Consider the following 24395-nt stretch of genomic DNA (forward strand, 5'->3'; position numbering starts at 1 on the left):
TCTTACCCCCTGAAACTAATCATCTGCGTTGCATCAGAATAAGTCGTCAACAACCCTGAAGCTTTCATTTGTATCGCCAATCCTTGCTCATTTTCTTCAAATATAGTGCCGTCAAAATCTTCCAGAAGACCGCTACTTTTTGCAGCGCCTCTTGAAACAACAATTCCTAATTTCTGATAAATAGTTTTATCTACAAAGTCATAAAAAGGGATTTCATCCTCGTGGGGTACAAGAGCGGCTACAATCGTTTCAAATGCAGTCACTTTCAGCGTGAAATATCTACTACCGGTATAGGCATTAATAAGACCAACAGCAGTTGCTGTGCTTGGAAAAAAACCTCGAATATTACTTTTCTGGCCTGCACTCAATCCTGAATACCCAGGTTGTTCATCAAGTGCATTCTTTATAGTATTAAAAGCAAATTGAAACTGGCGCCTGGCGAGTCTTCTAACCGAAGTTGCGGACACTGCGCAGTCACACACAATTGGTTCCGGTTGTTCCTTACCTGAAGCAACACAGCTTCTGCGATACTGCATTATCGCTAACCACAATGCAGACCAATTTACCAATGCTTCAACCTTTCCTACTGTGGTCAATTTCGAATGTTCTAGAATATTCAAAAGCCCATCACGATAGACATCTTCAAAATCATCAATGTTAGCTCTGCTGGCTGATTCAACATCATCTTGTTTTGATTTTACTGAGTAGATAGCGTCTTGCTCCTTGCCCTTGACCTCTTTCTTAATCCCACGAAAGAAACCTGCAAGTTTATGCAATGCCGAATTACTAGCTAGCGAATATAGATTTCTAAAGCCATCTCTGATGCGACTCAGACGTGCGTCATCCGGGTCTTCTCTCAGTATCTTATGCAGCAATGAACCGCCACCTCGCATCCAAACGCGCTCTATACTCTTGCTCGATTTTTTTATATCCCAGTGAATCAAAGTTTCAGTAAAGGGAAAGAAAGGCTTTCTTGTCCAGCCTGAGTCAGTTGTTTTTTTAACATTGGGAGGCTGAATTTGAAGGCTGGAGAATAGTTTTCCTAGCACTTCGTATGCTTCATCTCCCTGAAGAATGCTGGCTATTTTGTCTTTGAATTCTTCGTTTACGCCGTATGCAAGCTGGCGTGCGATATGATGTCCAAATTTTTCAGGCTCTGGCACGCGGTCTTTCGACAACATATCGTCCTTATTTACACCATAGATAAAATTCAGAAGCTCGACGCCAGCGGATGAACCGGCATTATCTATATTCAAAATTCCACCGAAAATTTCGTAACTTAAATTTGTTCCTTTCAATTTCGACTCATTTGCGCTCGACATAAACAACACTCTCCTTTTCATCCAAGATTACTGCATAAGTGCCTGACTCACTTACAACATGGATAACATCCTCTTCAGCATCGATGCTTTCTGCCAGTTCACCAAGAAAATCAAGAATCATACGAATATCATTTTGATAAAAAACTGATGGAACATGCCCTTCCGATGCTCGCATCAGACAATCAAACATGGACAAATCCATTATCAGCTTCTTAGGCTCATCTGAACCATGTAAACGAATCAATAGAACAATTGACCTCGAAAGCCAATCAACTGATTTGTAGAGGGCATCAGCATCATCGTTGAGATTCCATTGCTTTTCCAAGGGTTTTAAATCAATGTACTGTGGGGAAATGGCACCGGCTAGAATCCCCCCATTTGCGCCCATTCTGCCAAACGCAGGATCCAGTAACTCTAAGGTACTTTTTGTCTCTCCGACCCGAATTCCCTGAATATGCCTGAGCCCTGCGACAACGCGTGTTTTCAGCCTTCCAAATTCGATTCCGGTAATTTCCTCATTGATGATTTTGTTAAATAAATCTCCAAATCGAAAACCCAGTTTTTCTAACGGATTTTGCTCGTAGCCAATACCATAGAAAAAAGCTCTTCTTCTTAACGTTCGAATAATCTCTCGAGAAAGATTAGCTTCTCTGACTCGATCATTTTTGGAAGTCGCATTCATTATGACCTGGTCTATACCCTGAGCCGCATCGATATTTGCCGTAACACCTTTTTCCAGCTTCGCGCTGAATTCCAAGTCAATCTGATGGGGTTCAAATATTCCTATTTCATTTATAAGTAGATCGTCTGTTGATCTTGTTGCACAAAGGCCCGGATCAATTTTGGTTAACTTCTTAAGAGTTTTTATAGAACTTAGCTGCTCTTTCGATAGTGATTCAGGGCGTTCAAACAGTAAGTTATAAAATGAATAACCACGAGCCCAGCCATACTTTCCAGACTTCTGGTGAACCGTATTACAATTCAATCCGCCAGTAAGCATATAAGCAACTATCATCAGCATTTCTCTGATCGTAATTACTGTATCTGCCCTCTCTAAAGTTTTGAAAAGTAAATTGACTTGCTCAAGAGGAAGCTGCTTATTTTTTTCACTTCGATCATCAAGAAGGTTGCGGTTGTGCAGAATCGGGCAACGCTGTTTACTTTCACAATTCTCACAACTCCTCCAACGTCGCATGTCCAACCAGAACTTAAACGCTTTCTTAAATAACGAATCGTCAGCAGATTCACCAGCAACCGATTGATAGTTAAGATTAACAACGTGAATATCATTATCGTTGGAGCACAAGCCATCGTGAAATGAGCTTTCAAAACGCTCCCGAATGGATTTCCCCCTAACCCCGGAGCCAGCCGTTGCGAGCGCAGCCCTTAACCTACCCTCATTAGCACAAAGAACAGTAATTGAAGAGTCATCCTCAAGCGCCTCTTCAAGCCTGGAAGCAGCCACATCAATAGCCAGCTCAGAAAAATCTTTGAAAATGCGGAATTTATTTCTGGTGCCAGAAAGGCTGGTTTCGATTTGTTGTAAGCCATCACATTTTTCATTAATGAGCTTTCGAGACTCATCTTCTTTTTGTTCTTTTGCTAAAGATTCCTCAACGCAAAAGTGTTCAAGAAGGCGTCTGCACAAATGTGTTTTACCGTGTCCCGCATCACCGGTCAGGACAATGGCGTTTGCACCATCTTTACAAGCTTTTACAAGGTAAGAGAAAGCTTTCGTTTCAATATTGAAAGAATCGTTTGAAGATGCATGTTCTTCATAAATCTGGTCATGTCCCGGATCAAAAGGCAAATAGCGATTTAGCCGGGCTACCAGCTTATTAGTTGTTGGCATGTAACTTCCTTATACACAGATACTGAATCTACCTGAACTATGATAAACACTAGGACGGCAAACTTACCAGCAAAGATGGTTAATTGACTGATTTAATAGACTAATTACTTTAATTTTTCACTTTAAGGCTCTCTACTTTTTATGGATATTTACAGCCGTTCGTTATATTTAAAGGATTGGTTCAGATAAACATTTTCACTGGAAAAATAGAAGTGTAAGATTTTCATCTTTATCAAATACTCTACCCGTTGCGAGTGAGATTTCTTTCGCTTGAGTGCATTTAAACAACTTAGACAAGCTTAGTATGTTTCTCCAGTCGGCAAAGTAGCGCATAAACACAAGGTCGCGAGAATTGAATCTGATATCAATTTAACTTTTTGTGAAGATAATAATAAATGATCGCAGTTCCCTAACTTCGTTCGTCATTTTGTCCATCAAATGGGATCAACCATTGACAACCAGTTATCTCCCTGAACACAGACATTGTAAGCACTGCATAAACCAGTTTGAACCCTTCTAGCTCGTAAGGCCCATATTCACTCATTCGATTTTCAAACGCTGTCTTCAGGTGGCCAATTCCTTCAGCCTCTCTCATGGCTGAGTTAATCCGTTTTGAAAAATTAACGATAAGTTCTTGGTTACCTTCCGAGATGCGAGGTTCCGCTGATTCTATCATTTCGATCAGACTAAAATTTTCAATCTTTTCTGGTTCGCTACATGCTTGCGAGTAAGTGCCTGCCTTAATGTAAGTGTTTTTGTGATGTCCATCCAACTCGCTAGCGCGCCTGAAGTTAGTGTTAGCAATTATTGAGCCTGCCCTTTTGAGATTCACCAATTCGCTAACATCTACGATAGAAGGAGCTGCGTAAAGAACTAAAACACAATTCCCAAATTTTTTTTCTATATGAGAAAGCAAAGCATGTTGTTGCTCGTACAGCTCATAACGAAAGTACTTTTGATTCCACAAGTGCCACTCAGAGCCTGTTGACTTCGTAATATATTCCGGGCGTTTATACTGAAATAACAAATTAACTCTCATTGCAGGTATATTCTTTACCTGTCGGCAAAGATGTACCTCCATTTCATTGGCGACATGCCTTAACTGAACTCCTGAAAATTTGGGGGTAATCCAGAATGGATATCCCAAGGCGCGCCACATAAACCAATTTCTAGAATAGGCAACGGAATCCGTCCCTAAAACTCCTTCTTGTACTTGGCCGAGAGGAAAGTAGATAGATGTTTTTCTATCAAGCTCATTATTGAAATAACTTTCAAAAGTCTTTTCTTCATATTTTGCATCCATTCAATCGTTCTCCATTTGCGTTTTGAATATGTATAACGCCATGTTTGATGGCGACTTGTGCGTGAGGTGTGCCATCAACCTTTTTGTTCATTTTAAAAGCTTTTATTTCTTTCATTTTACTCATTAGGCTAACTGAACATAACCCATCCAAGGAAGCGTTCGCAAGTCCCTACATGACCATTAACACCAAGAATTCTAATGGTGACCTTCCCCCTGAATCATCGCCAATTTCAGCAAATTGGTGGGGCAGTGATCACGCCCTGGCGTGAATTACGCCGTTTGAAGCTTGTTGATGACAACAAGCCAGAACTGGCAGCGATCCACTCAGCCGCCGATAACGGCAATTTTGCTGATTACCTAGAGCTGATGGGCGGATTATTCGTAAAACGCACTGATCAAGACATCAGGCCGTTATATAAGGAGGAAGTGAACCCAGAAACGGGCCAGATTAAGCAAAGCTGGAATCGGACTCATAACCAAAAAATTGAAGGGAATCATCCATAAAGGGCAAGAAATACTCACACGCTTGCATACCTGGCAAGTTGAATATGTGAGCCAGCGACGCTGGCGGCGAATTAGCTTTTACTTGGAGTTCTGTAAATAAGTGTACTGGATAGACTTTTATCGTTCATTCAAAGTACTGTATGATGGAATTTAAGGAAGGAATACCAATTCAATATGATGGAAAATATGTCAGAGCTAGAATATTTAGAATCAGAAATCGGATGCAAGATTCAAATAATTAAAGACAAAGTAAAAGCTCAGAAATACCTCAATATCTTATTTAAATCCTTAGCAATAGCGCTAGGAGCTGCTGTAACGATATCAATCGGTCTTGATGTTTCAGAAGAAAGCAAAAGCCTACAAAAAAATTTCGCCCTAATTGTAGGAGGCATTCTGACTTTTGTGACAGGCTGCGACTCAGCGTTCAATTTCAAGGGCCTTTGGATAAGGCATAAAACAACACTTCTTTCGTTATACCAACTAAAAAATGAGCTTGACTACCTAAAAGCAAAAGGCGAAATCCCTGATATTGACGAATTATTTGATAAATACCAGAAAATCTGGGAACAGGGCAGTTCAGATTGGCTTAAGGTTGTACGTGAAAAAGTAAAAAATACAAAATAGGCATAAATGAGCGTGAAATTAATAAATCTCAAAATAACTAAAATTGCTATACATCAGATCTTTAGACGAAATGAATTGGTCGAAAAAGTTGAACCTATAAAAGGCGAAGAGCTAATACGATTTGATGATGAAGCTTTGGGTACTTTTAAAGATCGAGTAACTTCGGCACTTGGTGAAGACTCTAAAGCTGTAGAAATGGCCATTGTTGATGATGGCCCGACTTCAGTGGTGCAGGTAATTGACACATTAATCACGGCTGCTGATAATGAGTTCATCAACGAATCTTATAAAATTGCGCATCAACTTGCAGACGCTCAGACGCAACGCAGGTACACTGGAGGAATAGTAGTAGTATTCAAAGGTTCGTATGGCACTTCCGAATTACCTTTCATTGGGATTATGAAAGCCGACTTACATAGCGCATATGAAAAGATACAGGATCCCCATACTAGGCAAATAACATTATCGTATGTTACAGAAGCTCTTCTTACACCAGCAACTAAGTTATATAAAACTGCAGGTTTCTTTCAACTGCCTAATACCCCACCAACAGGTCAACTCAAAGATAAATATAAGGTTTTAATATGTGATACACAAATTTCACAAATTGATGGAAAGGTTGCAGCTCAGTATTTCTATTCGGGTTTCTTAGGGTGCGGATATCCTGACTCTAGCGCAAAAACCACAAAGAAATTTTTTGATATTACACGTGAATTTATTTCAGAACTGGATATCGACCAAGAGAGGAGAAGCTCACTTCTAAATTCACTTAACTCGTACCTCAAATATGAGAATAAATCTGTCGTTGATCCTAATGAGTTTTCTACAAGGTATTTCGAAAATGAGGAACGAGCTGCATATACAGAAACTTTAGAAGTAAAAAAACTGCCCGCAGCAGCCTTTACAAAGGATACTTTGCATATTGAAAGCAAATTAAAAGTGCGAAAGTTAGAGTTTAAAAAACAGGTTAAGATAATCGCCCCAGCAAAAGACTTTGGAGAACTAGTAATTTTTGAAGAATTCAAACAAGAACCAGAAGATGCATCCTCGCCTATTTGGACTAAAGTAATTATTAAAGATCAAATCACTACACAAGAATGACCGAAGAAGAGTTTTTACAGCAGTGGAACGAAGATAAACCATCATTCGTTGAATGGGGAAATTTCGTCGTATCTGAAATATGTGAAGCTCTAAAATCTGATGCTCCAAATTATGATACTTTTTTGAAACAGCCTTGCTCACCTCGCATAAAAGACGATGCATCTCTTATCGATAAGGCCTTTTACAGAGAAAATAAAAATTACACGACCCCATATGAGCAAATAGAGGACAAGGTTGGCTGTAGATTTGTTGTCTTACTTATAGAAGACATATATCTAATAACCGACATTATTGAGCGCTCCACGATGTGGTCAGCAATTCAATGCAGAAACTTTGGCATCGAAAGAGATAAATCACCTCTTCTTTTTACCTATCAATCAGTTCATTATATTCTTCGACCAAGAGAGGACATGTCTTTAAATGGTATCCATATAAGCGCAAATATTGCTTGTGAAGTTCAAATCAGGACGTTACTGCAGCATGCTTATGCCGAGCTAACCCATGATGCAGTTTACAAAGCTAAAACAGTAGTCAATCCAACTGTACATAGAACCGTAGCTAAGAGCATGGCTCTAATCGAAACTACCGATGAGTTTTTTTCGACTGTCAACCGTGAGCTGCATTCTACTCCTGTTGAACAGCTTAATTTTCAGAGTTCCCTAGATACACTATATGAACTTTTAACCGGGTTGGCTTCCACCCCTGCCCAAAAATCTTCATTAACAGTTCTTGATGAGTTCAGTGATTTCTTGAGCCAAGACTTAATAGACAAAATAGACTCATTCTTCAAAACTAATAAAGAATTGTTGGATTTAATAACCATTAAGCGAGAACGTTATCCGTTATTTTCTCAATCTATAGTGTTGTTTATCATGTGGTTAATTAAGCGACACAAACATAAAGCAATCGATCATTGGCCAATAGATAAAAGAGTATTGGAAACTCTAGCTTCAGACATGGGTCAATCGCTAGACATCTACCCCTAATATTCTATTTAAGCCCGTCAAATTAAACACAAACAAATATTGGTCCGCGTCGCATGCTACATATTTCAAAAAGAGAATTTTTAGAAGAAGAGAATCGGGCTGAAGCCATTTAAAAATGGCGCACCCGATAGGATTCGAACCTATGACCTTTGCCTCCGGAGGGCAACGCTCTATCCAGCTGAGCTACGGGTGCGTACTTTGCAAACGGCAAGGAACCGTCTTGAGTGGCGCATTATAGGAGTTCATCTGGTTAATTTACAGTAAAAAATGAAAATGCTGGTGTTGATGTTTAAAAAACCGCCAAATTTGGCTTTTGCTTCACGTTCTGAATTGGCTTAGTCTGGTTTTAACAATAAAGGATGTTAAGTGTATGTCTCGAATTTGGCGGGTTATTTTGTGTGGTTGTCTAAGCGCTGTGGTTTCACTTTGTGCGCTGGCTGATGAGCAAAGTGATTTGGATTTTTACCATAACGTATTTAGCGCCCCGCCGCTATTACCACAGCCCTTTGAGCCAGGCTGCGTTAAACCCGATTGTAATGCCTGGTTGATGCCCGGTAGGTCGATGACTCGTGCTGAGCCTAACCCGGCGTATTTTACTGTTGCGCAATCTGGCACTTCTGCCGGTTGGGAAGAACGGGTCGCGAGCAACTGGCATTATTTTACTATCCCTGCCTCACTGGGCAAAATTACCCTGATTGATTTTGGCGCTACGCCCGATGGCACGGGTTACCGTTATCTGGCTAACGCCAATACCCAGGATGTACTTTATGAGCCCTGGAGCTCTTCTAAAATTATGGCTTTTGCCGGGGCGCTGACAACGATTGGCCGGGCAGTGAGTGCTTCAACTCTGGTGGGTGATGTAAAGCTGGGCGATCTGATCACCAGTATTAACAGTTATGCGCCGTCGGGTAAGGCAGATGGCAACTCCAACGCTATAGCCACCTACTTTGCGAATATTGCCGGGCGGGAATTTTTAACCGGCTTGTTTCATGATAAATGGCTTAATATGAATAATCCGGCTATTCGCTTTCGGGGTGCCTATGGCCCTACTGCGTTTGCTCCGAGTTCAGCTGCCTGGCGGTTCGATTTACGAGAAAAGCTGACGGTGGAGTCGTTTGAAGAAGCCAGTGACGATCCTTTTTATCAGGCTTACCGCTGTGATGAGTGCGGCTTAACCGGCAATAAGCCGATGACAACGCTAGCTCAGGCCGAGTTTTTAAAACGCCTGGTTACCCATAATTCAGAGCCACAGACCCGCTTACCGGGCTTTATGCCTTCTCACCTTGAAATGCTGTTATACGGTGATGGCCACAGTAATTCGGTGGTCGATGCTGGCGGTATGCAGGCCGGTATCGGCGTTCTGTTGGCCCGGGCCATTGCTGATGCGCTGGCACCAGGCTCTAATGCCTCGGCAAATGAGGTTCTGGATGAACAGACTGGCGGCAGATGGCGCATTTTTCAGAAAATTGGCGCCGGGCCCAGCGAAACACGCGGCCAAAGCGAAACCGTATTACTGGCTCATGTGGTGCTGCTATTTAATGAAAGCCCCGCGCGGGAGTTTACCCTGGCGGTTCAAACTGAGGTAGAAGGTAACAGTGAAGCCGGTGTTGGCCGCGCTGGCAAAAAAATGCAACAGTTGCTGAATATTGCCATGGCGCAATTACTGGGCGAAAAGTCATCTGAATTGCCCGCCACTCAGTAAAAATGGATGCACGTAAGCGACAAACCGGCCAAAACAGCGCTTTTTATTAGCTTTTTGTCGGATAAGGACTAATCAATTAGTCTCAAACAGTTGTCGCGGCTGGATTAACCTTTATAATCATGCGGATTATTTATTTTTCAGACCAAAATTGCCTGGAGACGATTGTGAAATTAAAAACGTGGTTAGGTATGGGCGCTGTAGTACTGGCAGCTTTTGCGGTAAACGCTCAGGAAATGTCAGACGAGGCGATCAAAGAGCGTATTAAGCCAGTTGGCTCTGTGCACGTTGCAGGCGCTGCGGCCGCTGCACCAGCGGGTGCATTGTCGGGTGAAGACGTATTTAACAAAGCTTGTGTTGCTTGTCACGCTGCTGGTGTACTGGGTGCACCTCGTGTAAACAACGCGGCTGACTGGGCACCTCGCCTGGAAAAAGGTTTAGACGCTGTATTAGCTAATGCGATTAACGGCTTCAATGCAATGCCGCCTCGTGGTACCTGTGCCAGCTGTAGCGATGACGATATCAAAGCAGCCATTGAGTACATGACCGAAGAGCTATAACGCTCGGTAACACTAACAACCTGCATGTTTTGCGCAACTTCGGCGCATTTCGATACCAAAACAGCAGGTTGTTGGTGAGTACATTCCCTCCAAAGCTCTGGCAAAATTAGCCACAATAGAGTAAGTTATTCGTTTTACTCTAGCGGATTGCCGGCTGCTGTTTTTTTATGTCATCTGAGTCCACAAAATATGAGTTGTCAGAAGCGGAATTAAGAGAGCTTATCCCGCAGCTGCAGCAATTAACTGATAAATACAAACGTGCTGAGAGAGTTCAAAAAGCGCTGTTTAATATATCAGAGCTGGCCAGTTCCGTTAGCAACCTGTCACGCCTCTACCCTGCTATTCATGAAATCATTGCCGACTTTATGGATGCGGAAAACTTCTTTGTTGCCTTTTACTCGCCTGATACCACTATGGTGGACATGGCCTATTTTGTTGATGAGTTCGACGAACAGGTCGTTAAACAACTGCCCGCCGAAGAACTGAAGAAAGGCCTTACCGGTTATATTCTTGAGTCGGGTAATCATGTTTTCTATCGAAATGAAAACCAGGACGAGTTTGATAAAGACGTTAAAGTTGAGCTGATTGGCAGTCAGCCCCACCAGCTGTTAGGTGTACCGTTAAAGCGCGGTAGCCAGGTCATTGGGGCCATGGTAGTACAAACCTACGACGATAACGTAAGTTACACCCAGGAAGATCTGGAAGTGTTGCTGTTTGTCTCCCAGCATATTGTTACCACCGTCGACCGGGTGAAAAACCGCGAGCTTACCGAGCGCACTATTCGTGAACGTACCCGCCAGTTACGCCAGATAAACGACGATCTACAAGAAGAAATTCTTGAGCGCCAGAAAGTGGAAGCGCTGCAGCAGGCACTGTTTGAAATCTCTGAGCTGTCGGCAAACGCCAGCCGCGATATGGACTCCTTTTATTCCAGCTTGCATGAAATTATTGCCCGGCTGATAAGTGCGCCTAACTGTTATATAGCCATTCTGGATGACACAAAGCAGTTCCTGAACTTCCCGTATTTCAGCGATACCCAGGACGAAGCGCCGGGTACCCGCCCCTTAGGCTTTGGCTTAACTGAATTTGTTATTCGCCGGGGTCAGGCAGAACTGATTGATCCGTCGCGTATTTTATCGCTTACCGAAGACGGCGAAATCGACGTGACGGTTGCTCAGCGTATATTAAAACAGGCTAACTCCTGGCTGGGCTCGCCGCTGATTATCGATGGCGAGGTTTACGGTGTTATCGCTGTACAAACCTATGGTAAGTCGGCCAAATACACGCCTCGTGACTTAGAGCTGATGCGCTTTGTGTCGCACCATATTGCCGTGGCACTGGAGCGTAAATTCCGGGCTGAAGCCATGCATGCCTACAGCGAGCAGTTGGAAGAACGGGTAAAAGAGCGCACTACCGAACTTAACCGGGCCAATGATGTGCTGCGTCAGCAAATAGAAGAGCGTAAGGAAATTGAGCTTAAGCTGATCCACGACGCGCACCACGATACCCTCACCGACCTGCCCAACCGTTCGATGTTTGCCAGCCGCCTGGAACTGGCCATTGCCAATAAGCAGCGCCGTCCGGAAAACCTGTTTGCCGTACTGTTTATCGACTTAGACCGGTTTAAAATTATTAACGATACCCTTGGTCACCATGCCGGCGATGAGTTTTTAATTGAGGTGTCGAAACGTATTACCAAGTGTATCCGGGGCCACGACTTACTGGCCAGACACGGTGGCGACGAATTCGTGCTGCTGCTGGATAACTTTGATTTTACTTCTGATGTGGAAGAGATTTCTGCGCGCATTATCGACTCTATCTCAGAGCCGTTTATTCTGGACGACAAAGAAATGTATTCCGGGGCGAGTATCGGTATTGCCCATGTGGAAACCTACTACCGCAGCGCCGATGAGGTGATCCGCGATGCCGATGCTGCCATGTATCAGGCCAAGTCGCTGGGCCGTGGCCGACTGGTGATATTCGACAAGAGTATGCGTGAGCGCCTGCTGGAAGAACTGGAGCTGGAAAACGAGTTTCGCCGTTCACTGCGCGACAGGGAGTTTGAGTGCTATCTGCAACCGGTTATCAACCTCAATACCAAGCAGCCGCTGTATCACGAGATTTACGTGCGCTGGATCCACCCAACACTGGGCAAAATCTCCCGCGAACAGTTCCGTCAGGTAGCGGAGCAAAGTGGTTTGATTCTGGAGCTTGATCTCTACCAGTTACGTGCGGCCTGTGAATTACTCGGCAACTGGCCGGATGCCGGGCTGGTTGACTACGAGCCGAAAATTGCCGTAAATGTGTCGATTAACCATTTGTTGCAAAGCTCGCTGGTACAGAAAATTCTGAATGTCATCAGCGAAGCGGGCGTCTCGCCTGCCGCATTGGTATTTGAGTTTGATGAAAACGATCTGAACCGGCGCTCACAGTACATTTTACCCGCCATTAAAAAGCTTAAACGTGCCGGTGTCACACTGGTGCTGGATAACTTTGGTAGCGGCCTGGCCTCGCTGAGCTATTTGTTTTCTTACCCGTTTGATTACATCAAGATTGATCACCGGTTTATTAAGTCGCTGCCGCGCTCACTGCGCAACTTAAAGCTTATTCAGTCGGTCATGCTGATTTCCGGTCACCTCAAGTTCGATGTGATTGCCGAAGGGATCGACAGCTATTCGCAGCTTGAGGCATTAACCGAAATTGAATGTATTTACGGCCAGGGCAAGTACCTGGAAAGCTCGCAGTTACTGCCGGCACTCAATCAGTCGAGCGCCTAAGACTTACCCAGCATCTCGCGGATATTGGCAATGCTGGCCTGGCCTTTTTGCTGGCGCTCCTCAGCCGTTGCCTTGCGTTTTTTCTCTTCCCATTCCAGATCGTCGGTAGGTAATTCATACAGAAAACGGCTGGGCTCAGGCTGAATAATTTCGCCAAACTGACGGCGCTCTTTCGACAAGGTAAAAATCAGCTCGCGCTGGGCACGGGTGATCCCAACATAGGCCAGGCGGCGCTCTTCTTCTACGTTGTCTTCATCAATGCTGCTCTGGTGCGGCAGCAGGCCTTCTTCCATGCCCACCAGAAACACAATGGGAAACTCCAGACCTTTTGAGGCGTGCAGTGTCATTAGCTGCACCTGGTCGGCTTCGGCTTCTTCTTCGCCGCGCTCCATCATGTCGCGTAAGATTAGGCGGTTGACCACCTCTGGCAAGGTCATGGGCGCATTCAGCTCGTCGCCTTCGAGCATGTCGGTTACCCAGCCAAACAGGGTACTCACGTTGGCCATGCCCATTTCAGCGGCTTTGGGGCTGGTGCTGTGCTCATATAACCACTCTTCGTAGCTCATGGCGCGGATCATGTTTCTGAGTACCGCTGTTGTATCGCCACGTACCGCTTCGTCGGAGAGTGACACAATCCAGCGCGCAAAGTTATGCACCGCTAAATAGCCTTTACCGCTCAGCACCGAATTAAGGTTGTCGTGGCAGGCCGCCTCAAACATCGACACACCCAGCTCGTTAGCGAAGTTACCGAGTTTTTCCAGCGTGGCGCGGCCAATCCCCCGGCTGGGCGTATTGATCACCCTTAGCAGGGCGTTGTCATCATCCTGATTTACCAGCAGTCGCAGGTAAGCCATGATGTCTTTTACCTCGGTACGGCCAAAGAACGACATACCACCGCTGATTTTGTAAGGAATACGGTTACTCATGAGTAGCTTTTCAAACAAGCGGCTCTGGTGGTTACCCCGGTACAATATCGCGTAATCTTTAAATTGCGTTCGCTTGGTAAATTTATGGGCCAGCAGTTCGGCTACTACCCGTTCGGCTTCGTGTTCTTCGTTTTTCGCCATTAACACCCGCAACGGCTCACCGTATTCCAGCGCCGAAAACAGGGTTTTGTCGAACATGTGCGGGTTGTTCTGAATAAGAATGTTAGCGCAGTGCAGAATACGCCCGGAGGAACGGTAGTTTTGCTCCAGCTTGATCACTCTTAAACGGGGAAAGTCTTCCTGCAATAAGCTCAGGTTTTGCGGCCGGGCACCACGCCAGGAGTAAATCGACTGGTCGTCATCGCCTACCACGGTGAACCGCGCACGTTCGCCCACCAGCAGTTTTACCAGCTCGTACTGACTGGTGTTGGTATCCTGATATTCATCCACCAGCAGATAGCGAATTTTGTTTTGCCATTTGCTGCGGGCTTTTTCATCCACTTTGAGAAGCAGGGTGGGCAGCATAATTAAATCATCAAAATCCAGCGCATTGTAGGCACGCAGATGGTTCTGATACTGCTGATAATACTCGGCAAATTCTTTTTCCCCCTGGCTAACCGCGCTTTTCAGCAACAGCTCCGGGGTTAACAAATCGTTTTTCCAGTTAGAAATACAACTTTGCAGTAACTTGAGCTGATCTTTGTCGCCGTCGAGGGTGTCGGCGGTCAGGTCGTTTAGCAGTGCCATACTGTCTTTGTCGTCAAACAACGAAAAACCGGCTTTTAAGCCCAGCGCCTTTACTTCCGACTTGATGATATTTAAGCCCAGCGTATGGAACGTTGACACCTTCAGGCCACGGGCTTCCACTTTACCCAACGTTTGCGCTACCCGCTCTTTCATTTCCCGCGCCGCTTTATTGGTAAAGGTAACCGCCGCTATGTAGCGCGCCGGCATATCGCACTGGCGCACCAGGTGCGCTATTTTGTTGGTGATCACCCGGGTTTTGCCACTGCCGGCACCGGCGAGTACCAGGCAGGGGCCGGATACAAAGGTAACAGCAGATTCTTGGGCGGGATTAAGCTTCATTAATGGGTATTCTCAACAACAAAAGGGATTGGCAACGGTAAAAGCGGTATTGTAATCGACCCATGCCCAGAATCCGAGTACTGATTGTATTGCATCGCGGTGGAAGTGTTTTAGAATAACCCGGCCAATTTATGTATTTGCCAAGGAAAAGCCATGTTAGATCCTAAAAAACTTGAAGATATTGCACGCCAGATTGCCGATTCGGTTCCCCCCGGCGTAAAAAACATGGCCGAAGAAGCCGAAGGTAAAATTAAGCAGGTCCTGCAGGCGCAATTATCCAAGCTCGATCTGGTTACCCGTGAAGAGTTTGACATTCAAACCCAGGTACTAATCAAAACCCGTGAAAAGCTGGAAGCCATGGAAGTCCGCCTGGCGGCTTTGGAAGCCGAACAAGCGGCCAGTAAAGACGCTTAGTTCAGCAGAATTAAATCCACAATCAGCCCCAGCGCAACCACTAAGCCAACATAGTGATTATCTAAAAAGGCCTTAAAACAGGCCTCGCGCTGGCGGTGACGAATATTGTAATGCTGATGAATAAACAACGCAGCCGCGCCCACCAGGCCTAAATAGGCAAACAGCCCGAGGTTGTTGAGCATAAACACGGCTGCCAGCAGCAGCAGGGTTATCACCTCCAGCAGTGCCACAATCAGTTTATCCATGCGGCCAAACAAAATGGCACTCGACTTAACGCCAATAATCACGTCGTCATCGCGGTCTACCATGGCGTACATGGTGTCGTAAGCAATAGTCCATAGCAGGTTGGCAATGAATAACAGCCAGCCCCACTGGGGGATATCGCCTCTTACCGCCATTACTGCCATGGGAATGGCCCAGCCATAGGCAGCGCCCAACACAGCCTGAGGCAAATAAGTATAACGCTTCATAAACGGGTAAGCCGATGCCAGCAGCAGCGCCACCGCAGACAATAAAATAGTCGGCCAGCTCAGCTGCAGCACAATTAAAAACGCCACGAGGATTAGCGCGCCAAACAGCTGTAAAGCTTCTCGTTCGGTGACATGCCCGGCTACCAGCGGGCGCTCATTGGTGCGCTTTACTGCACCGTCGACATGCCGGTCGGCGTAATCGTTAATAACGCAGCCTGCCGAACGCATCACCACTACCCCCAGCGCAAATAACATCAGTTCTTTTACCGGCGGCATACCACCTGCGGCGAGCATTAATGCCCACAGCGTTGGCCACAGGAGTAAATAGATCCCAATGGGCTTATCGAGCCGCATGAGTTTGGCGTAGTGAGGAAAATTTTGCAGGGTCAGCGTCATGTTTTGGCATACCAGCGCGCAGTGAAGACGCCGGAAGTTTAGCATTTGCAGCATTGCCGAGACAATCCACCGTGGGCCTTTAGTCTAAAGTAGGTTGTGCGCAATGGTTGTCTCAACTAGAATTTAGCTAATTGAATTTTATGGATAACCTTAATGAAGCAGTTTTTTCGGCTGATTGTGTTGCTTGGCATTCTTTCGCCTTTTTCAAATGCTACAGCACAAGAGCAACCGTCTTATGCCTACATTGGTATTGAGCCTGAGATTGTCACGAACTATCTGGGTCCGAATGCCACCAAACTGGGCTATGTACGGGTGATGATCGAAATTATGGTGTCTGATGTTGACCAGCTCGAACTGGTAGAGCACCACATGCCGCTGTTGCGTGCGACTGCCATTGAGATTTTTGGCCGCCAGCCGGAAGAGAAGGTGAAATCACTCACCGGCCGCGAAGATATTCGCCGCGCGGTGCTGGCCGCCCTGCAGGATCATATGCTGCAGGAAACCGGCGCCAAGGTGATTAAAGAGATCATCTTTACCAAGTACCTGCATCAAAAATAACGGCCTGATTGGATGGTTGGTGAATTACCGGGAAGTCGGTTTACCGCTTCCCAGGGTAAGCAGCCAGGCCATCACGCAGCCAGAGATCAGGCCGGCAGTATGCGCTGCGTTGGCCATATTAACCCATAGCACATCGGCAAAGCCTAACACCAGCCAGACCAGCATAAAGCCAACAATGGCTTTGGGCAGATAGAGCCCCCACTGCGGTCGTAACCAGCCGGTTATCCACACAAAGCCCACCAGGCCATACACCACACCAGAAAGCCCGCCGAAATTAGGCCCCGACACGAGTAGCTGTGCCAGATTACTCACCAGTGCGGTCACCACAAACAAAATAATGATAAAGCTGCTGCCAAACTGTCGCTCTACCTGCGAGCCGAGCATACTCCACCACAGCAGGTTAAAAATGAAATGCAGCACACTAAAATGGATAAAGGCAGGCCCTAGCAGGCGCCACCATTCATGATTCTGCAACAGATTGCCAAGCGGCATAATCATCAGTGCGGCAGCAATAGGCTGGAATAATCCAACCAGTGACGCCGCGAAAATGAGGGTACACAGAATAAGAATAATGCCGGTCACCGGTGCCCGGCGCAATGACACCAGCCAGCGGCGTATACTGTTGCCTTTGCCCTGCTCTACCGGTACGTCGGTGCGATCAGAATGCTGCCAGGCCGCCTGCTGATAAATGGGATCATTGGGGGTTTGAATAAACGCCTGGCAAATTTCCATGGCGCGCGCGTGATCAGCGTCGTTATCCAGCACCAGCAGATACTGGTCTTCCTCAGGGACATGATGAACCTGCACCGGGATCTGCTGGGATTTCAGGTAACTGGCCAGCGAGTCAGCATAGCGTAGCTGACTGATTGCAATCAGTGGTTTTGCCACAACTAGTCGTTAACCACCGGTTGGCCCAGACGCCAGCTCTCAAAGCCACCGTCCATGCTGTATACCTTTTCGTAGCCCTGCCCCGCCAGAAACTGCGCGGCTTGCTGGCTGCTTACGCCGTGGTAACACACCACCACGACCGGCGCCGTTTTAGGCGTGGCTTCCATAAACGCAGCCAGATTGTCGTTCGACAGGTTTATCGCGCCTGCCATGTGAGCTGCCTGAAAGGATCCGGCATCGCGGATATCCGCGATAACCAAATCGTCTTTCTGTTCGGCAACGTCAGCAATAGAAATGTGTTGGAATGGTTGCATAATACTCTTATTGCCAGTTAAGAATGACTTTTCCTGACTCTCCGGAGCCCATTACATCGAAGCCTTGCTGAAAATCATCAATAGCAAACTGATGCGTAATAATGGGGGAAATGTCCAGGCCACTTTGCAGTAAACTCGCCATCTTATACCAGGTTTCAAACATTTCCCGGCCGTATATTCCTTTGATCACCAGGCCTTTAAAAATAACCTGATTCCAGTCGATGGCGACGTCCTGCGGCGGAATACCAAGCATGGCAATTTTACCGCCGTTGTTCATGTTATTGAGCATATCGCGAAAGGCAACCGGGACTCCAGACATTTCTAGGCCGATGTCAAAGCCTTCGGTCATGCCCAGTGACTGCATCACGTCTTTGAGTGACTCCTCGGCAACGTTTACCGCGCGGCTAACGCCCATTTGCTCCGCCAGCTTAAGCCGGTAAGGGTTTACATCGGTGATCACCACATGTCGCGCGCCTACGTGACGGGCAACGGCAGCCGCCATAATGCCAATGGGGCCGGCGCCGGTAATCAGCACATCTTCGCCCACCAAATCAAACGATAGCGCGGTGTGCACGGCGTTACCAAAGGGGTCAAAAATAGACGCCAGGTCGTCTGAAATATTGTCTGGAATTTTAAACGCATTAAACGCCGGGATCACCAGATACTCGGCAAAAGCCCCGGCACGGTTTACGCCCACACCTTCGGTATTGCGGCACAGGTGACGTCGGCCTGCCCGGCAGTTGCGGCAATGACCGCAGGTAATATGGCCTTCGCCAGATACCCGGTCGCCTACTTTAAAGCCTTGTACTTCCTGGCCCATGTCGACCACTTCGCCCACATATTCATGGCCAACCACCATGGGTACCGGAATGGTTTTCTGCGCCCAGTCATCCCACTGATAGATATGCATATCGGTACCGCAAATAGCGGTTTTACGAATTTTGATCAGCAGGTCGTTATGCCCCATTACCGGCTTATCGGTATCCAGCATCCAGATACCACGGGTTGGCTGCTGTTTTACCAACGACTTCATGCAATGACTCCCAGTTCACGACCCACTTCAATAAATGCCTCAACGGCTTTATCAACATGCGCCAGCGTATGAGCAGCCGACATCTGAGTACGAATACGCGCCTGGCCTTTAGGCACTACCGGGAAGGAGAAGCCAATAACATAAATGCCTTTTTCGAGCAGCTTTTCGGCCATCTGGTTGGCCAGTTTGGCATCCCCCAGCATGACCGGAATGATGGCGTGGTCTTTGCCTGCCAGGGTAAATCCGGCCTCGGTCATGCGGTTGCGGAAGTGTTCGGCGTTACGCCACAGCTGGGCACGCAAGTCGTGGCCATCGGCCATCATATCGAACACTTTCAGCGAAGCGGCCACAATAGGCGGCGCCACTGAGTTAGAAAACAGATACGGACGCGAACGCTGGCGTAACCATTCAATTGCCGCTTTACTGCCCGAAGTGTAACCACCTGAAGCACCGCCTAACGCTTTGCCTAAGGTACCGGTAAACAAATCAACCCGTCCCAGTACGTCACAGTATTCATGGCTGCCGCGGCCATTGTCACCCAGAAAGCCGGTAGCATGGCAATCATCTACCATTACCATGGCATCGTATTTATCGGCCAGGTCACAAACGCCTTTCAGGTTGGCAATGATACCGTCCATCGAAAATACGCCATCGGTTGCGATAAGGATAAACCGGGCGCCGTCTTCGCGAGCCTGCTTTAACTGTTCCTCCAGCGCCTGCATATCGTTGTTAGCATAGCGGTAACGTTTGGCTTTACTGAGGCGCACGCCGTCGATGATACTGGCGTGGTTAAGGGCATCCGAAACAATCGCATCTTCCGGGCCTAATAAGGTTTCGAATAAGCCGCCGTTGGCATCGAAGCACGACGGATACAAAATAGTGTCTTCAGTGCCCAGGAACTCACTGATTTTGGCTTCCAGTGCTTTGTGGATGTCTTGCGTACCGCAGATAAAACGCACAGAAGCCATACCAAAGCCGTGCGACTCTAACCCCGCCTTCGCCGCTTCAATCAGCGCCGGGTGATTTGCCAGGCCCAGATAGTTGTTGGCGCAAAAGTTAATCACGTGGTCACCGCTTTGCGTTGCTATGTCGGCTTGTTGCTGGGTGGTGATCACCCGCTCTACTTTGTACAGCCCATCCTCACGGGTGGCGTTAAGCTGTTGTTCGAGATGAGAAATAAAAGATGCTGACATGCGAGCACTCCTGGCCGAATGGGTTTGATAAAAGTGGCGTATTGTACCGAAGAGGCTGTGATACTGCCTATGCCGGGCCGCCTGGCCGGATGTTTCTCCCCACGCCAGGTGTAAACTTTTAAAGACGTTCTGCCACACATCCTAAACGTGAGGCTAACTTAGAGCTGCCAGCGCCCCATATAGACTTTGGTTTGCAGCACTTCCCACAATGCGGTTTCTTCTATGGGTTTACTGATGTAATAGCCCTGTCCGTACTGACAACTCATGTTGGCCAGCTGGAACAGCTGCTCCGGTTGCTCTATGCCTTCTGCGACGATCTCAAGCCCCATACTCCGTACCATACTAATGGTGGAACTAACGATATTGCGATCGCTTTCGGTTTCGAGCATGCCGGCGATAAAAGAACGGTCAATCTTAATAATGTCACTGGGGATCATTTTCAGATAGCTTAATGACGAGTAGCCGGTACCAAAGTCGTCTACGGCAATCTTGCAGCCCAGCGCTCGTATTTGCTGAATGACTTCCACTGCCCGTTCTATATCGGCCACCAGCACGGTTTCGGTAAGTTCCAGCTCAATATTGTGCGGATCCACCTTGTGCAGGTCGATAAGCTCCATCAGGTAAGGTTGCAGCGCACTGTTAGCAAATTGAGCGGCCGACAGGTTGATAGCAATTTTGACATTACGATAGCCATTTTTTTCCAGCCTCGACAATAATTCGATAGAGCGCTCCATCACCCAGAAATCCAGTTCAGACATCATGGAGGTATTTTCGAGCAGGGGCAAAAAGTCGCCCGGCGGCACCAGCCCTCTTACAGGGTGGTTCCAGCGTAGCAAGGCTTCAAAGCCGGTTAACCGTTTAGTGGCCAACTCTATTTGCGGTTGTAGCGCAATAAAGAACTGTTGTTCTTTTAAGGCAATCCGCGCTTCACTTTCTAACTCCACCTGCTTAACGATTTTCTGGTTCATCGACGGATTGAAGAAGCGGTAGCTTGAACCCCGCTCCAGTTTGGCTTCATACATGGCGGTGTCGGCCTGGCGCATAAGCTCCAGGGCCCGGGTTTTAGACGTGGTGGTGTAAGCCACACCAATACTGATACTGATATAGAAGGTCTGCTCACTAATGACCATGGGCTCAACGAACACTTCAATGAGCTTCTCGGCCACAATGTTAACCTGCTCTATTTTATCGAGGCCGGTTACCAGAATAACAAACTCATCGCCGCCAAAGCGGGCAATCAGATCATTCTCTCTTATGACGCTGGAAAGGCGCTCACCGGCGAGTTTGACCACTTCATCACCAAAGTGATGACCATGGCTGTCGTTAACCTTTTTAAAGTTATCCAGGTCGATAAATAATAAAGCCATACCGGCGTTTTGCCGATGCAGAGCCGCCAGTTGTTTGTTGATCTGAAACGTCATCATGTTGCGATTAGGCAAGCCGGTCAGGCTATCGAACATGGCCATTTTTTCCAGCTTGGCGGTATTCGCGGCCATCTGCTGATCGAGAGACTCCAGTTTATCGGAGAGCTCAACAGCCGCCTCGCCCAGGGTGTCGAGCTCATCGAGCAGCCACTTTTTGCGGGTAAAGCTCCGTTTTTGCTGCAGTTTAAATTCTTCGAACCGTTTTTGAGCCAGTAATGGCAGCATATTAGACAGCACAGAGAGCTTTTGTGCATAGCGCCGTAGCAGCACAAACATACACAACACAAAGGTTAGCACCAGTCCCACGCCACCAAAGAAAATAATCCGGTTCTGGCTTTTATACGCCCGTTTGCGTTCATCAATGTCGTGGGTAAACATTAAGTAATGCCCATTTGACTGATGCTGATACAACGGCAGCAGCGTAATTAAGTACGCCTTGCCTTTCACGTTTACTTCGTAACCATTGGTAATTAGCGTGGTTTTGCTGGCGGAAGGCGGAATGGCGGCGAGGATATCCCGCATAAATCGCTCCTGCTTCTCACTGACCATACTGTTTATAAAATACCGGTCTGATTGCGCTGTAGCGCCCCTGGAGTGCTTCACCAAAACCAGATCGGACTGGCTGGCGCCCTGGGTTGCCTCACTGAGCAAAGCCAGTAATTCCTGTAATGAAGTGCTCATCACCACCACATTGGTGGTTTGCCGGTTGATCATCACCGGGATGCTGACAATCTGCTCGCACATCACATGACAATGCACCCCGGCAATGGGCCGGGCTTCAGACAGGGTTTCTGCCACCATGGCCAGCACATCATCAGGTAAAAACTCGCCCTGTTGATACACCAGGTGCTGCTGACTGTTGAGCACCCACAAATTGTTGACATCCCACTGGAGCAGCAGGAAATCTTCGGCCCGCCGGAAGGTTTCCACCAGCTCCTGAGTGTTGCTTGCCGGTGAATCGTTAATATACTTAAGCCCCTCCACCCACACAGACAGTCGTTCATTAAGCAACGTAGACAACTGGTGGTAGCGGGTGACATCCCTGGACAAGATCGCCTGATTCAGCTGTTGCTCCTGATTTGCCGCCTGGTATAACAGTAAACTCACCACCAGCGAGCACACAAAGATGATCACCAACAGCATGATGGCCAGTACTTTGTAACTGAGTGAGACGGTTTTTTTCATCGGCTCAGAACCAATACATGAGTTGCACAGACCAGGCGTTCCAGTAAGGCTTTGCATACACCAGCGCATCCGGAAAAACCACTGCCGTCAGGCGGCCAGCGCCATGAGTACGGGAAAACTCGCCGCTGAGTCTGAGGTTAGACTTTATATCCCAGCTCAGGCCAAAGGTTAGTGTATCCATATACCCGTAATGCTCTGGAATGGCGCCAAAGGAGTTGAATGCCAGTTGTTCGCCGTGGCGATCCTTGCGGTCCACATCGTAGGTATCGAATCGCACCAGACCGGTAAGATTATTCTGCAAAAAGTAACGCCACTGGAGGTAGCCGCCCTCGCCGGTTTTATCGACATCCAGCGTGATGCCCTGAGTGAAGTCTCCCTCGTACATCAGGCGGTCGCGTAGCAGCTCCATGGTGAGTTCCCAGTTTTCACTGTCATAGCGAGCAGCCAGCGTGAGCCTGTCGATACCGGACTGGCCGTTGAGCAAAATATCCCGGGCGGCCGGTTCATAGGTGAATTCAGATTGCAGCAAACTGAAGCCAAGCTGCCACTGCATGGAATCCGGCTGCCAGTAGGTACTGAACTGATGCGTAAAATCCTGTTTTACTCGCCCCTGTGCCTGTGGGCTCAGTAGTTTCTTGGTATCTTCTTTGGCAAGCGGCGAACGCCCGTAGCTCCAGCGCACTTCCCAGGTGCCGCTACTGCTGGTTTTGGTGCTTTGCAGAGCAATACCGTCGCTGCTGAGTGCGAGGTCGCGGTTGCCATCGTAATAAATGGATTGCGGTAATGAGATAGATGGCCGGGTATGCGGCACATCCTGGGTGGCTGAATACCACCAGTGGCGGTTTTTATATCGGCCCAGGTGCACGTTGACCTGCCAGTCAAACAAACGTGTTAAACGCCAGTCTAAAAATAAATAGTCGAGGCGGGCTCCCTGACGAAAGCGGTTGCCGCCGTCGAGGTAAACAAACTGGCCGGATACACTCAAAGACGGGTTAATCACATACGAGCCGTTAATACCAATTTCGGTGAGCTCAGTGGTTATCTCATTGCCGGTAGTGATGTAATTGCTGTCGGTAGAGCTGGTCAGGCCCTGGGCAATAAAGCCATGCCAGGAGAAGTTGTCATGATTGGCCCGGGTATAACCGGAAAGGAGCAGTAATATGGCCCCAAAACTGAACGCACAAAGCTTCATAACGGCTCTCCCACGGTGATCACCCTGATATTATTATTGGTCTGGACAGGTTCTGGCAGATAGCCGATGGCCCCCGGCGTTTGCGCAATAATCGCTTGCAGTGCCTGCGCCGTATCAACGGTTTTCGGTGCTTCGCCCTGCCCGGAATACACTACGCGCTGCCAGATACGTTCGAGCTGGTAGGGATAAATATTGAGCAGGTGTCGGCAAAACTGCTGATGAGTGTCACTTTGTGGCGGCAGCACAAACACCCTGATCCGACTTCCGTCTGGCCAGAACTGGGTTCGCCCGGCAAAAATCATACGAAGTTGTGCGGGTGATAAAGTATTAATATCAACGGATTGATTAACCAGTACCGCAATGGGTTGCGCTGGTATATCGGCCCGAGCAGTGCCTGTCCCTAATGCTCCTATCCATAATAATAGGGCGCCGAAACAGAACGCTTTTAAAATCCAAACTTTCAAATGTACGCCTTAACTAATAGTGTAGTCATTTGCGTAGGTCCCTTCCTGCCGCGAAGTGCCTTTCCAGAGATGAAAAAGCCCAACTACAAGTTTAGAAAAGAATTGGATTTTTTAAAGTGTTTAT

General features: G+C 47.4%; 22 protein-coding genes and 1 tRNA gene. 9 read left to right on the plus strand and 14 right to left on the minus strand.

Going from position 1 to position 24395, the window contains the following annotated elements:
• Window positions 1–2: 2 nt before the first annotated feature.
• From AC27IB_RS08690 to AC27IB_RS08705, 4 genes are all read right to left on the minus strand, one after another.
• Window positions 3–1322: a hypothetical protein gene (locus AC27IB_RS08690; RefSeq protein ID WP_487120338.1), complete on the minus strand. Its 1320-nt coding sequence runs from the start codon at window positions 1320–1322 to the stop codon at window positions 3–5.
• On the minus strand, window positions 1306–3174 hold the full coding sequence (locus tag AC27IB_RS08695; protein ID WP_487120340.1) for a hypothetical protein: 1869 nt from the start codon (window positions 3172–3174) through the stop codon (window positions 1306–1308). The genes AC27IB_RS08690 and AC27IB_RS08695 overlap by 17 nt, the downstream gene beginning before the upstream one ends.
• A gap of 409 nt (window positions 3175–3583) precedes the next feature.
• A complete protein-coding gene (locus AC27IB_RS08700) occupies window positions 3584–4477 on the minus strand; it encodes a hypothetical protein (RefSeq protein WP_487120342.1) in 894 nt (297 codons plus the stop codon).
• Window positions 4461–4601: a hypothetical protein gene (locus AC27IB_RS08705; protein ID WP_487120344.1), complete on the minus strand. Its 141-nt coding sequence runs from the start codon at window positions 4599–4601 to the stop codon at window positions 4461–4463. Before AC27IB_RS08705 ends, AC27IB_RS08700 begins: the two co-directional genes overlap by 17 nt.
• A 74-nt stretch (window positions 4602–4675) precedes the next feature.
• Between AC27IB_RS08705 and AC27IB_RS08710 the strand changes: the two genes are divergently transcribed.
• The 4 genes from AC27IB_RS08710 (at window position 4676) to AC27IB_RS08725 (ending at window position 7692) form a co-directional block, all read left to right on the plus strand.
• A complete protein-coding gene (locus tag AC27IB_RS08710) occupies window positions 4676–4981 on the plus strand; it encodes a hypothetical protein (protein WP_487120346.1) in 306 nt (101 codons plus the stop codon).
• Window positions 4982–5155: 174 nt separating this feature from the next.
• Window positions 5156–5605, plus strand: a complete 450-nt coding sequence (locus AC27IB_RS08715; RefSeq protein WP_487120347.1) for an SLATT domain-containing protein — start codon at window positions 5156–5158, stop codon at window positions 5603–5605.
• Window positions 5606–5611: 6 nt separating this feature from the next.
• A complete protein-coding gene (locus tag AC27IB_RS08720; protein ID WP_487120349.1) occupies window positions 5612–6706 on the plus strand; it encodes a nucleoid-associated protein in 1095 nt (364 codons plus the stop codon).
• On the plus strand, window positions 6703–7692 hold the full coding sequence (locus AC27IB_RS08725) for a GTP pyrophosphokinase (RefSeq protein WP_487120351.1): 990 nt from the start codon (window positions 6703–6705) through the stop codon (window positions 7690–7692). Before AC27IB_RS08720 ends, AC27IB_RS08725 begins: the two co-directional genes overlap by 4 nt.
• Window positions 7693–7808: 116 nt before the next feature.
• Here AC27IB_RS08725 and AC27IB_RS08730 read toward each other — a convergent pair.
• Window positions 7809–7885 (minus strand) — tRNA-Arg (locus AC27IB_RS08730).
• A gap of 177 nt (window positions 7886–8062) precedes the next feature.
• Here AC27IB_RS08730 and AC27IB_RS08735 point away from each other — a divergent pair.
• The 3 genes from AC27IB_RS08735 to AC27IB_RS08745 all read left to right on the plus strand — a co-directional run bounded on the left by AC27IB_RS08735 (window position 8063) and on the right by AC27IB_RS08745 (window position 12728).
• The gene (locus AC27IB_RS08735; RefSeq protein ID WP_487120353.1) at window positions 8063–9394 is read left to right on the plus strand and encodes a hypothetical protein; all 1332 of its coding nucleotides are present in this window, start codon (window positions 8063–8065) and stop codon (window positions 9392–9394) included.
• 164 nt (window positions 9395–9558) lie between these two features.
• Window positions 9559–9951 carry a c-type cytochrome gene (locus AC27IB_RS08740; RefSeq protein WP_296047305.1) on the plus strand — a complete coding sequence of 131 codons (393 nt, stop codon included), beginning with the start codon at window positions 9559–9561 and terminating at the stop codon, window positions 9949–9951.
• A gap of 167 nt (window positions 9952–10118) precedes the next feature.
• Window positions 10119–12728, plus strand: a complete 2610-nt coding sequence (locus AC27IB_RS08745; protein ID WP_487120355.1) for an EAL domain-containing protein — start codon at window positions 10119–10121, stop codon at window positions 12726–12728.
• Here the strand turns inward: AC27IB_RS08745 and rep are convergent.
• Complete coding sequence (rep, locus tag AC27IB_RS08750; protein ID WP_487120357.1) at window positions 12725–14740, minus strand: DNA helicase Rep; 2016 nt, start codon at window positions 14738–14740, stop codon at window positions 12725–12727. The two genes, AC27IB_RS08745 and rep, sit on opposite strands and share 4 nt — an antisense overlap.
• A 153-nt stretch (window positions 14741–14893) precedes the next feature.
• Here rep and ubiK point away from each other — a divergent pair, with 153 nt between their 5' ends.
• Complete coding sequence (ubiK, locus tag AC27IB_RS08755) at window positions 14894–15154, plus strand: ubiquinone biosynthesis accessory factor UbiK (RefSeq protein WP_296047312.1); 261 nt, start codon at window positions 14894–14896, stop codon at window positions 15152–15154.
• Here ubiK and ubiA read toward each other — a convergent pair.
• A complete protein-coding gene (ubiA, locus tag AC27IB_RS08760; RefSeq protein ID WP_487120400.1) occupies window positions 15151–16020 on the minus strand; it encodes a 4-hydroxybenzoate octaprenyltransferase in 870 nt (289 codons plus the stop codon). The genes ubiK and ubiA overlap by 4 nt on opposite strands.
• 153 nt (window positions 16021–16173) lie before the next feature.
• Between ubiA and AC27IB_RS08765 the strand changes: the two genes are divergently transcribed.
• Window positions 16174–16578 (plus strand): flagellar basal body-associated protein FliL, encoded by a 405-nt coding sequence (locus tag AC27IB_RS08765; RefSeq protein ID WP_487120359.1) that lies wholly within the window; start codon window positions 16174–16176, stop codon window positions 16576–16578.
• Between the two features lie 24 nt (window positions 16579–16602).
• Here the strand turns inward: AC27IB_RS08765 and glpG are convergent, their stop codons facing one another.
• The 7 genes from glpG to AC27IB_RS08800 form a co-directional block, all read right to left on the minus strand.
• Window positions 16603–17466, minus strand: coding sequence for a rhomboid family intramembrane serine protease GlpG (glpG, locus tag AC27IB_RS08770; protein ID WP_487120361.1), 864 nt, complete (start codon window positions 17464–17466; stop codon window positions 16603–16605).
• Window positions 17467–17468: 2 nt separating this feature from the next.
• Entirely contained in the window at window positions 17469–17780 is a 312-nt protein-coding gene (glpE, locus tag AC27IB_RS08775) for a thiosulfate sulfurtransferase GlpE (RefSeq protein WP_487120363.1), read from the minus strand.
• Between the two features lie 7 nt (window positions 17781–17787).
• The gene (gene tdh / locus AC27IB_RS08780) at window positions 17788–18813 is read right to left on the minus strand and encodes an L-threonine 3-dehydrogenase (RefSeq protein ID WP_296047321.1); all 1026 of its coding nucleotides are present in this window, start codon (window positions 18811–18813) and stop codon (window positions 17788–17790) included.
• Entirely contained in the window at window positions 18810–20006 is a 1197-nt protein-coding gene (locus tag AC27IB_RS08785; RefSeq protein WP_487120365.1) for a glycine C-acetyltransferase, read from the minus strand. The genes tdh and AC27IB_RS08785 overlap by 4 nt, the downstream gene beginning before the upstream one ends.
• A 158-nt stretch (window positions 20007–20164) precedes the next feature.
• Complete coding sequence (locus AC27IB_RS08790) at window positions 20165–22615, minus strand: bifunctional diguanylate cyclase/phosphodiesterase (RefSeq protein WP_487120367.1); 2451 nt, start codon at window positions 22613–22615, stop codon at window positions 20165–20167.
• 4 nt (window positions 22616–22619) lie between these two features.
• Window positions 22620–23807 (minus strand): hypothetical protein, encoded by a 1188-nt coding sequence (locus tag AC27IB_RS08795; RefSeq protein WP_487120369.1) that lies wholly within the window; start codon window positions 23805–23807, stop codon window positions 22620–22622.
• The gene (locus AC27IB_RS08800) at window positions 23804–24271 is read right to left on the minus strand and encodes a substrate-binding domain-containing protein (RefSeq protein ID WP_296047329.1); all 468 of its coding nucleotides are present in this window, start codon (window positions 24269–24271) and stop codon (window positions 23804–23806) included. Before AC27IB_RS08800 ends, AC27IB_RS08795 begins: the two co-directional genes overlap by 4 nt.
• Between the last annotated feature and the right edge of the window lie 124 nt (window positions 24272–24395).

This window comes from Alteromonas sp. 4NH20-0104, from assembly GCF_057547795.1.

Coding starts and splice junctions, on each gene's coding strand:
- AC27IB_RS08690 (WP_487120338.1), bottom strand. CDS start 1,322: ATGTCGAGCGCAAATGAGTCGAAATTGAAAGGAACAAATTTAAGTTAC.
- AC27IB_RS08695 (WP_487120340.1), bottom strand. CDS start 3,174: ATGCCAACAACTAATAAGCTGGTAGCCCGGCTAAATCGCTATTTGCCT.
- AC27IB_RS08700 (WP_487120342.1), bottom strand. CDS start 4,477: ATGGATGCAAAATATGAAGAAAAGACTTTTGAAAGTTATTTCAATAAT.
- AC27IB_RS08705 (WP_487120344.1), bottom strand. CDS start 4,601: ATGAGTAAAATGAAAGAAATAAAAGCTTTTAAAATGAACAAAAAGGTT.
- AC27IB_RS08710 (WP_487120346.1), top strand. CDS start 4,676: ATGGTGACCTTCCCCCTGAATCATCGCCAATTTCAGCAAATTGGTGGG.
- AC27IB_RS08715 (WP_487120347.1), top strand. CDS start 5,156: ATGATGGAAAATATGTCAGAGCTAGAATATTTAGAATCAGAAATCGGA.
- AC27IB_RS08720 (WP_487120349.1), top strand. CDS start 5,612: ATGAGCGTGAAATTAATAAATCTCAAAATAACTAAAATTGCTATACAT.
- AC27IB_RS08725 (WP_487120351.1), top strand. CDS start 6,703: ATGACCGAAGAAGAGTTTTTACAGCAGTGGAACGAAGATAAACCATCA.
- AC27IB_RS08735 (WP_487120353.1), top strand. CDS start 8,063: ATGTCTCGAATTTGGCGGGTTATTTTGTGTGGTTGTCTAAGCGCTGTG.
- AC27IB_RS08745 (WP_487120355.1), top strand. CDS start 10,119: ATGTCATCTGAGTCCACAAAATATGAGTTGTCAGAAGCGGAATTAAGA.
- rep (WP_487120357.1), bottom strand. CDS start 14,740: ATGAAGCTTAATCCCGCCCAAGAATCTGCTGTTACCTTTGTATCCGGC.
- ubiK (WP_296047312.1), top strand. CDS start 14,894: ATGTTAGATCCTAAAAAACTTGAAGATATTGCACGCCAGATTGCCGAT.
- ubiA (WP_487120400.1), bottom strand. CDS start 16,020: ATGACGCTGACCCTGCAAAATTTTCCTCACTACGCCAAACTCATGCGG.
- AC27IB_RS08765 (WP_487120359.1), top strand. CDS start 16,174: ATGAAGCAGTTTTTTCGGCTGATTGTGTTGCTTGGCATTCTTTCGCCT.
- glpE (WP_487120363.1), bottom strand. CDS start 17,780: ATGCAACCATTCCAACACATTTCTATTGCTGACGTTGCCGAACAGAAA.
- tdh (WP_296047321.1), bottom strand. CDS start 18,813: ATGAAGTCGTTGGTAAAACAGCAGCCAACCCGTGGTATCTGGATGCTG.
- AC27IB_RS08785 (WP_487120365.1), bottom strand. CDS start 20,006: ATGTCAGCATCTTTTATTTCTCATCTCGAACAACAGCTTAACGCCACC.
- AC27IB_RS08790 (WP_487120367.1), bottom strand. CDS start 22,615: ATGAAAAAAACCGTCTCACTCAGTTACAAAGTACTGGCCATCATGCTG.
- AC27IB_RS08795 (WP_487120369.1), bottom strand. CDS start 23,807: ATGAAGCTTTGTGCGTTCAGTTTTGGGGCCATATTACTGCTCCTTTCC.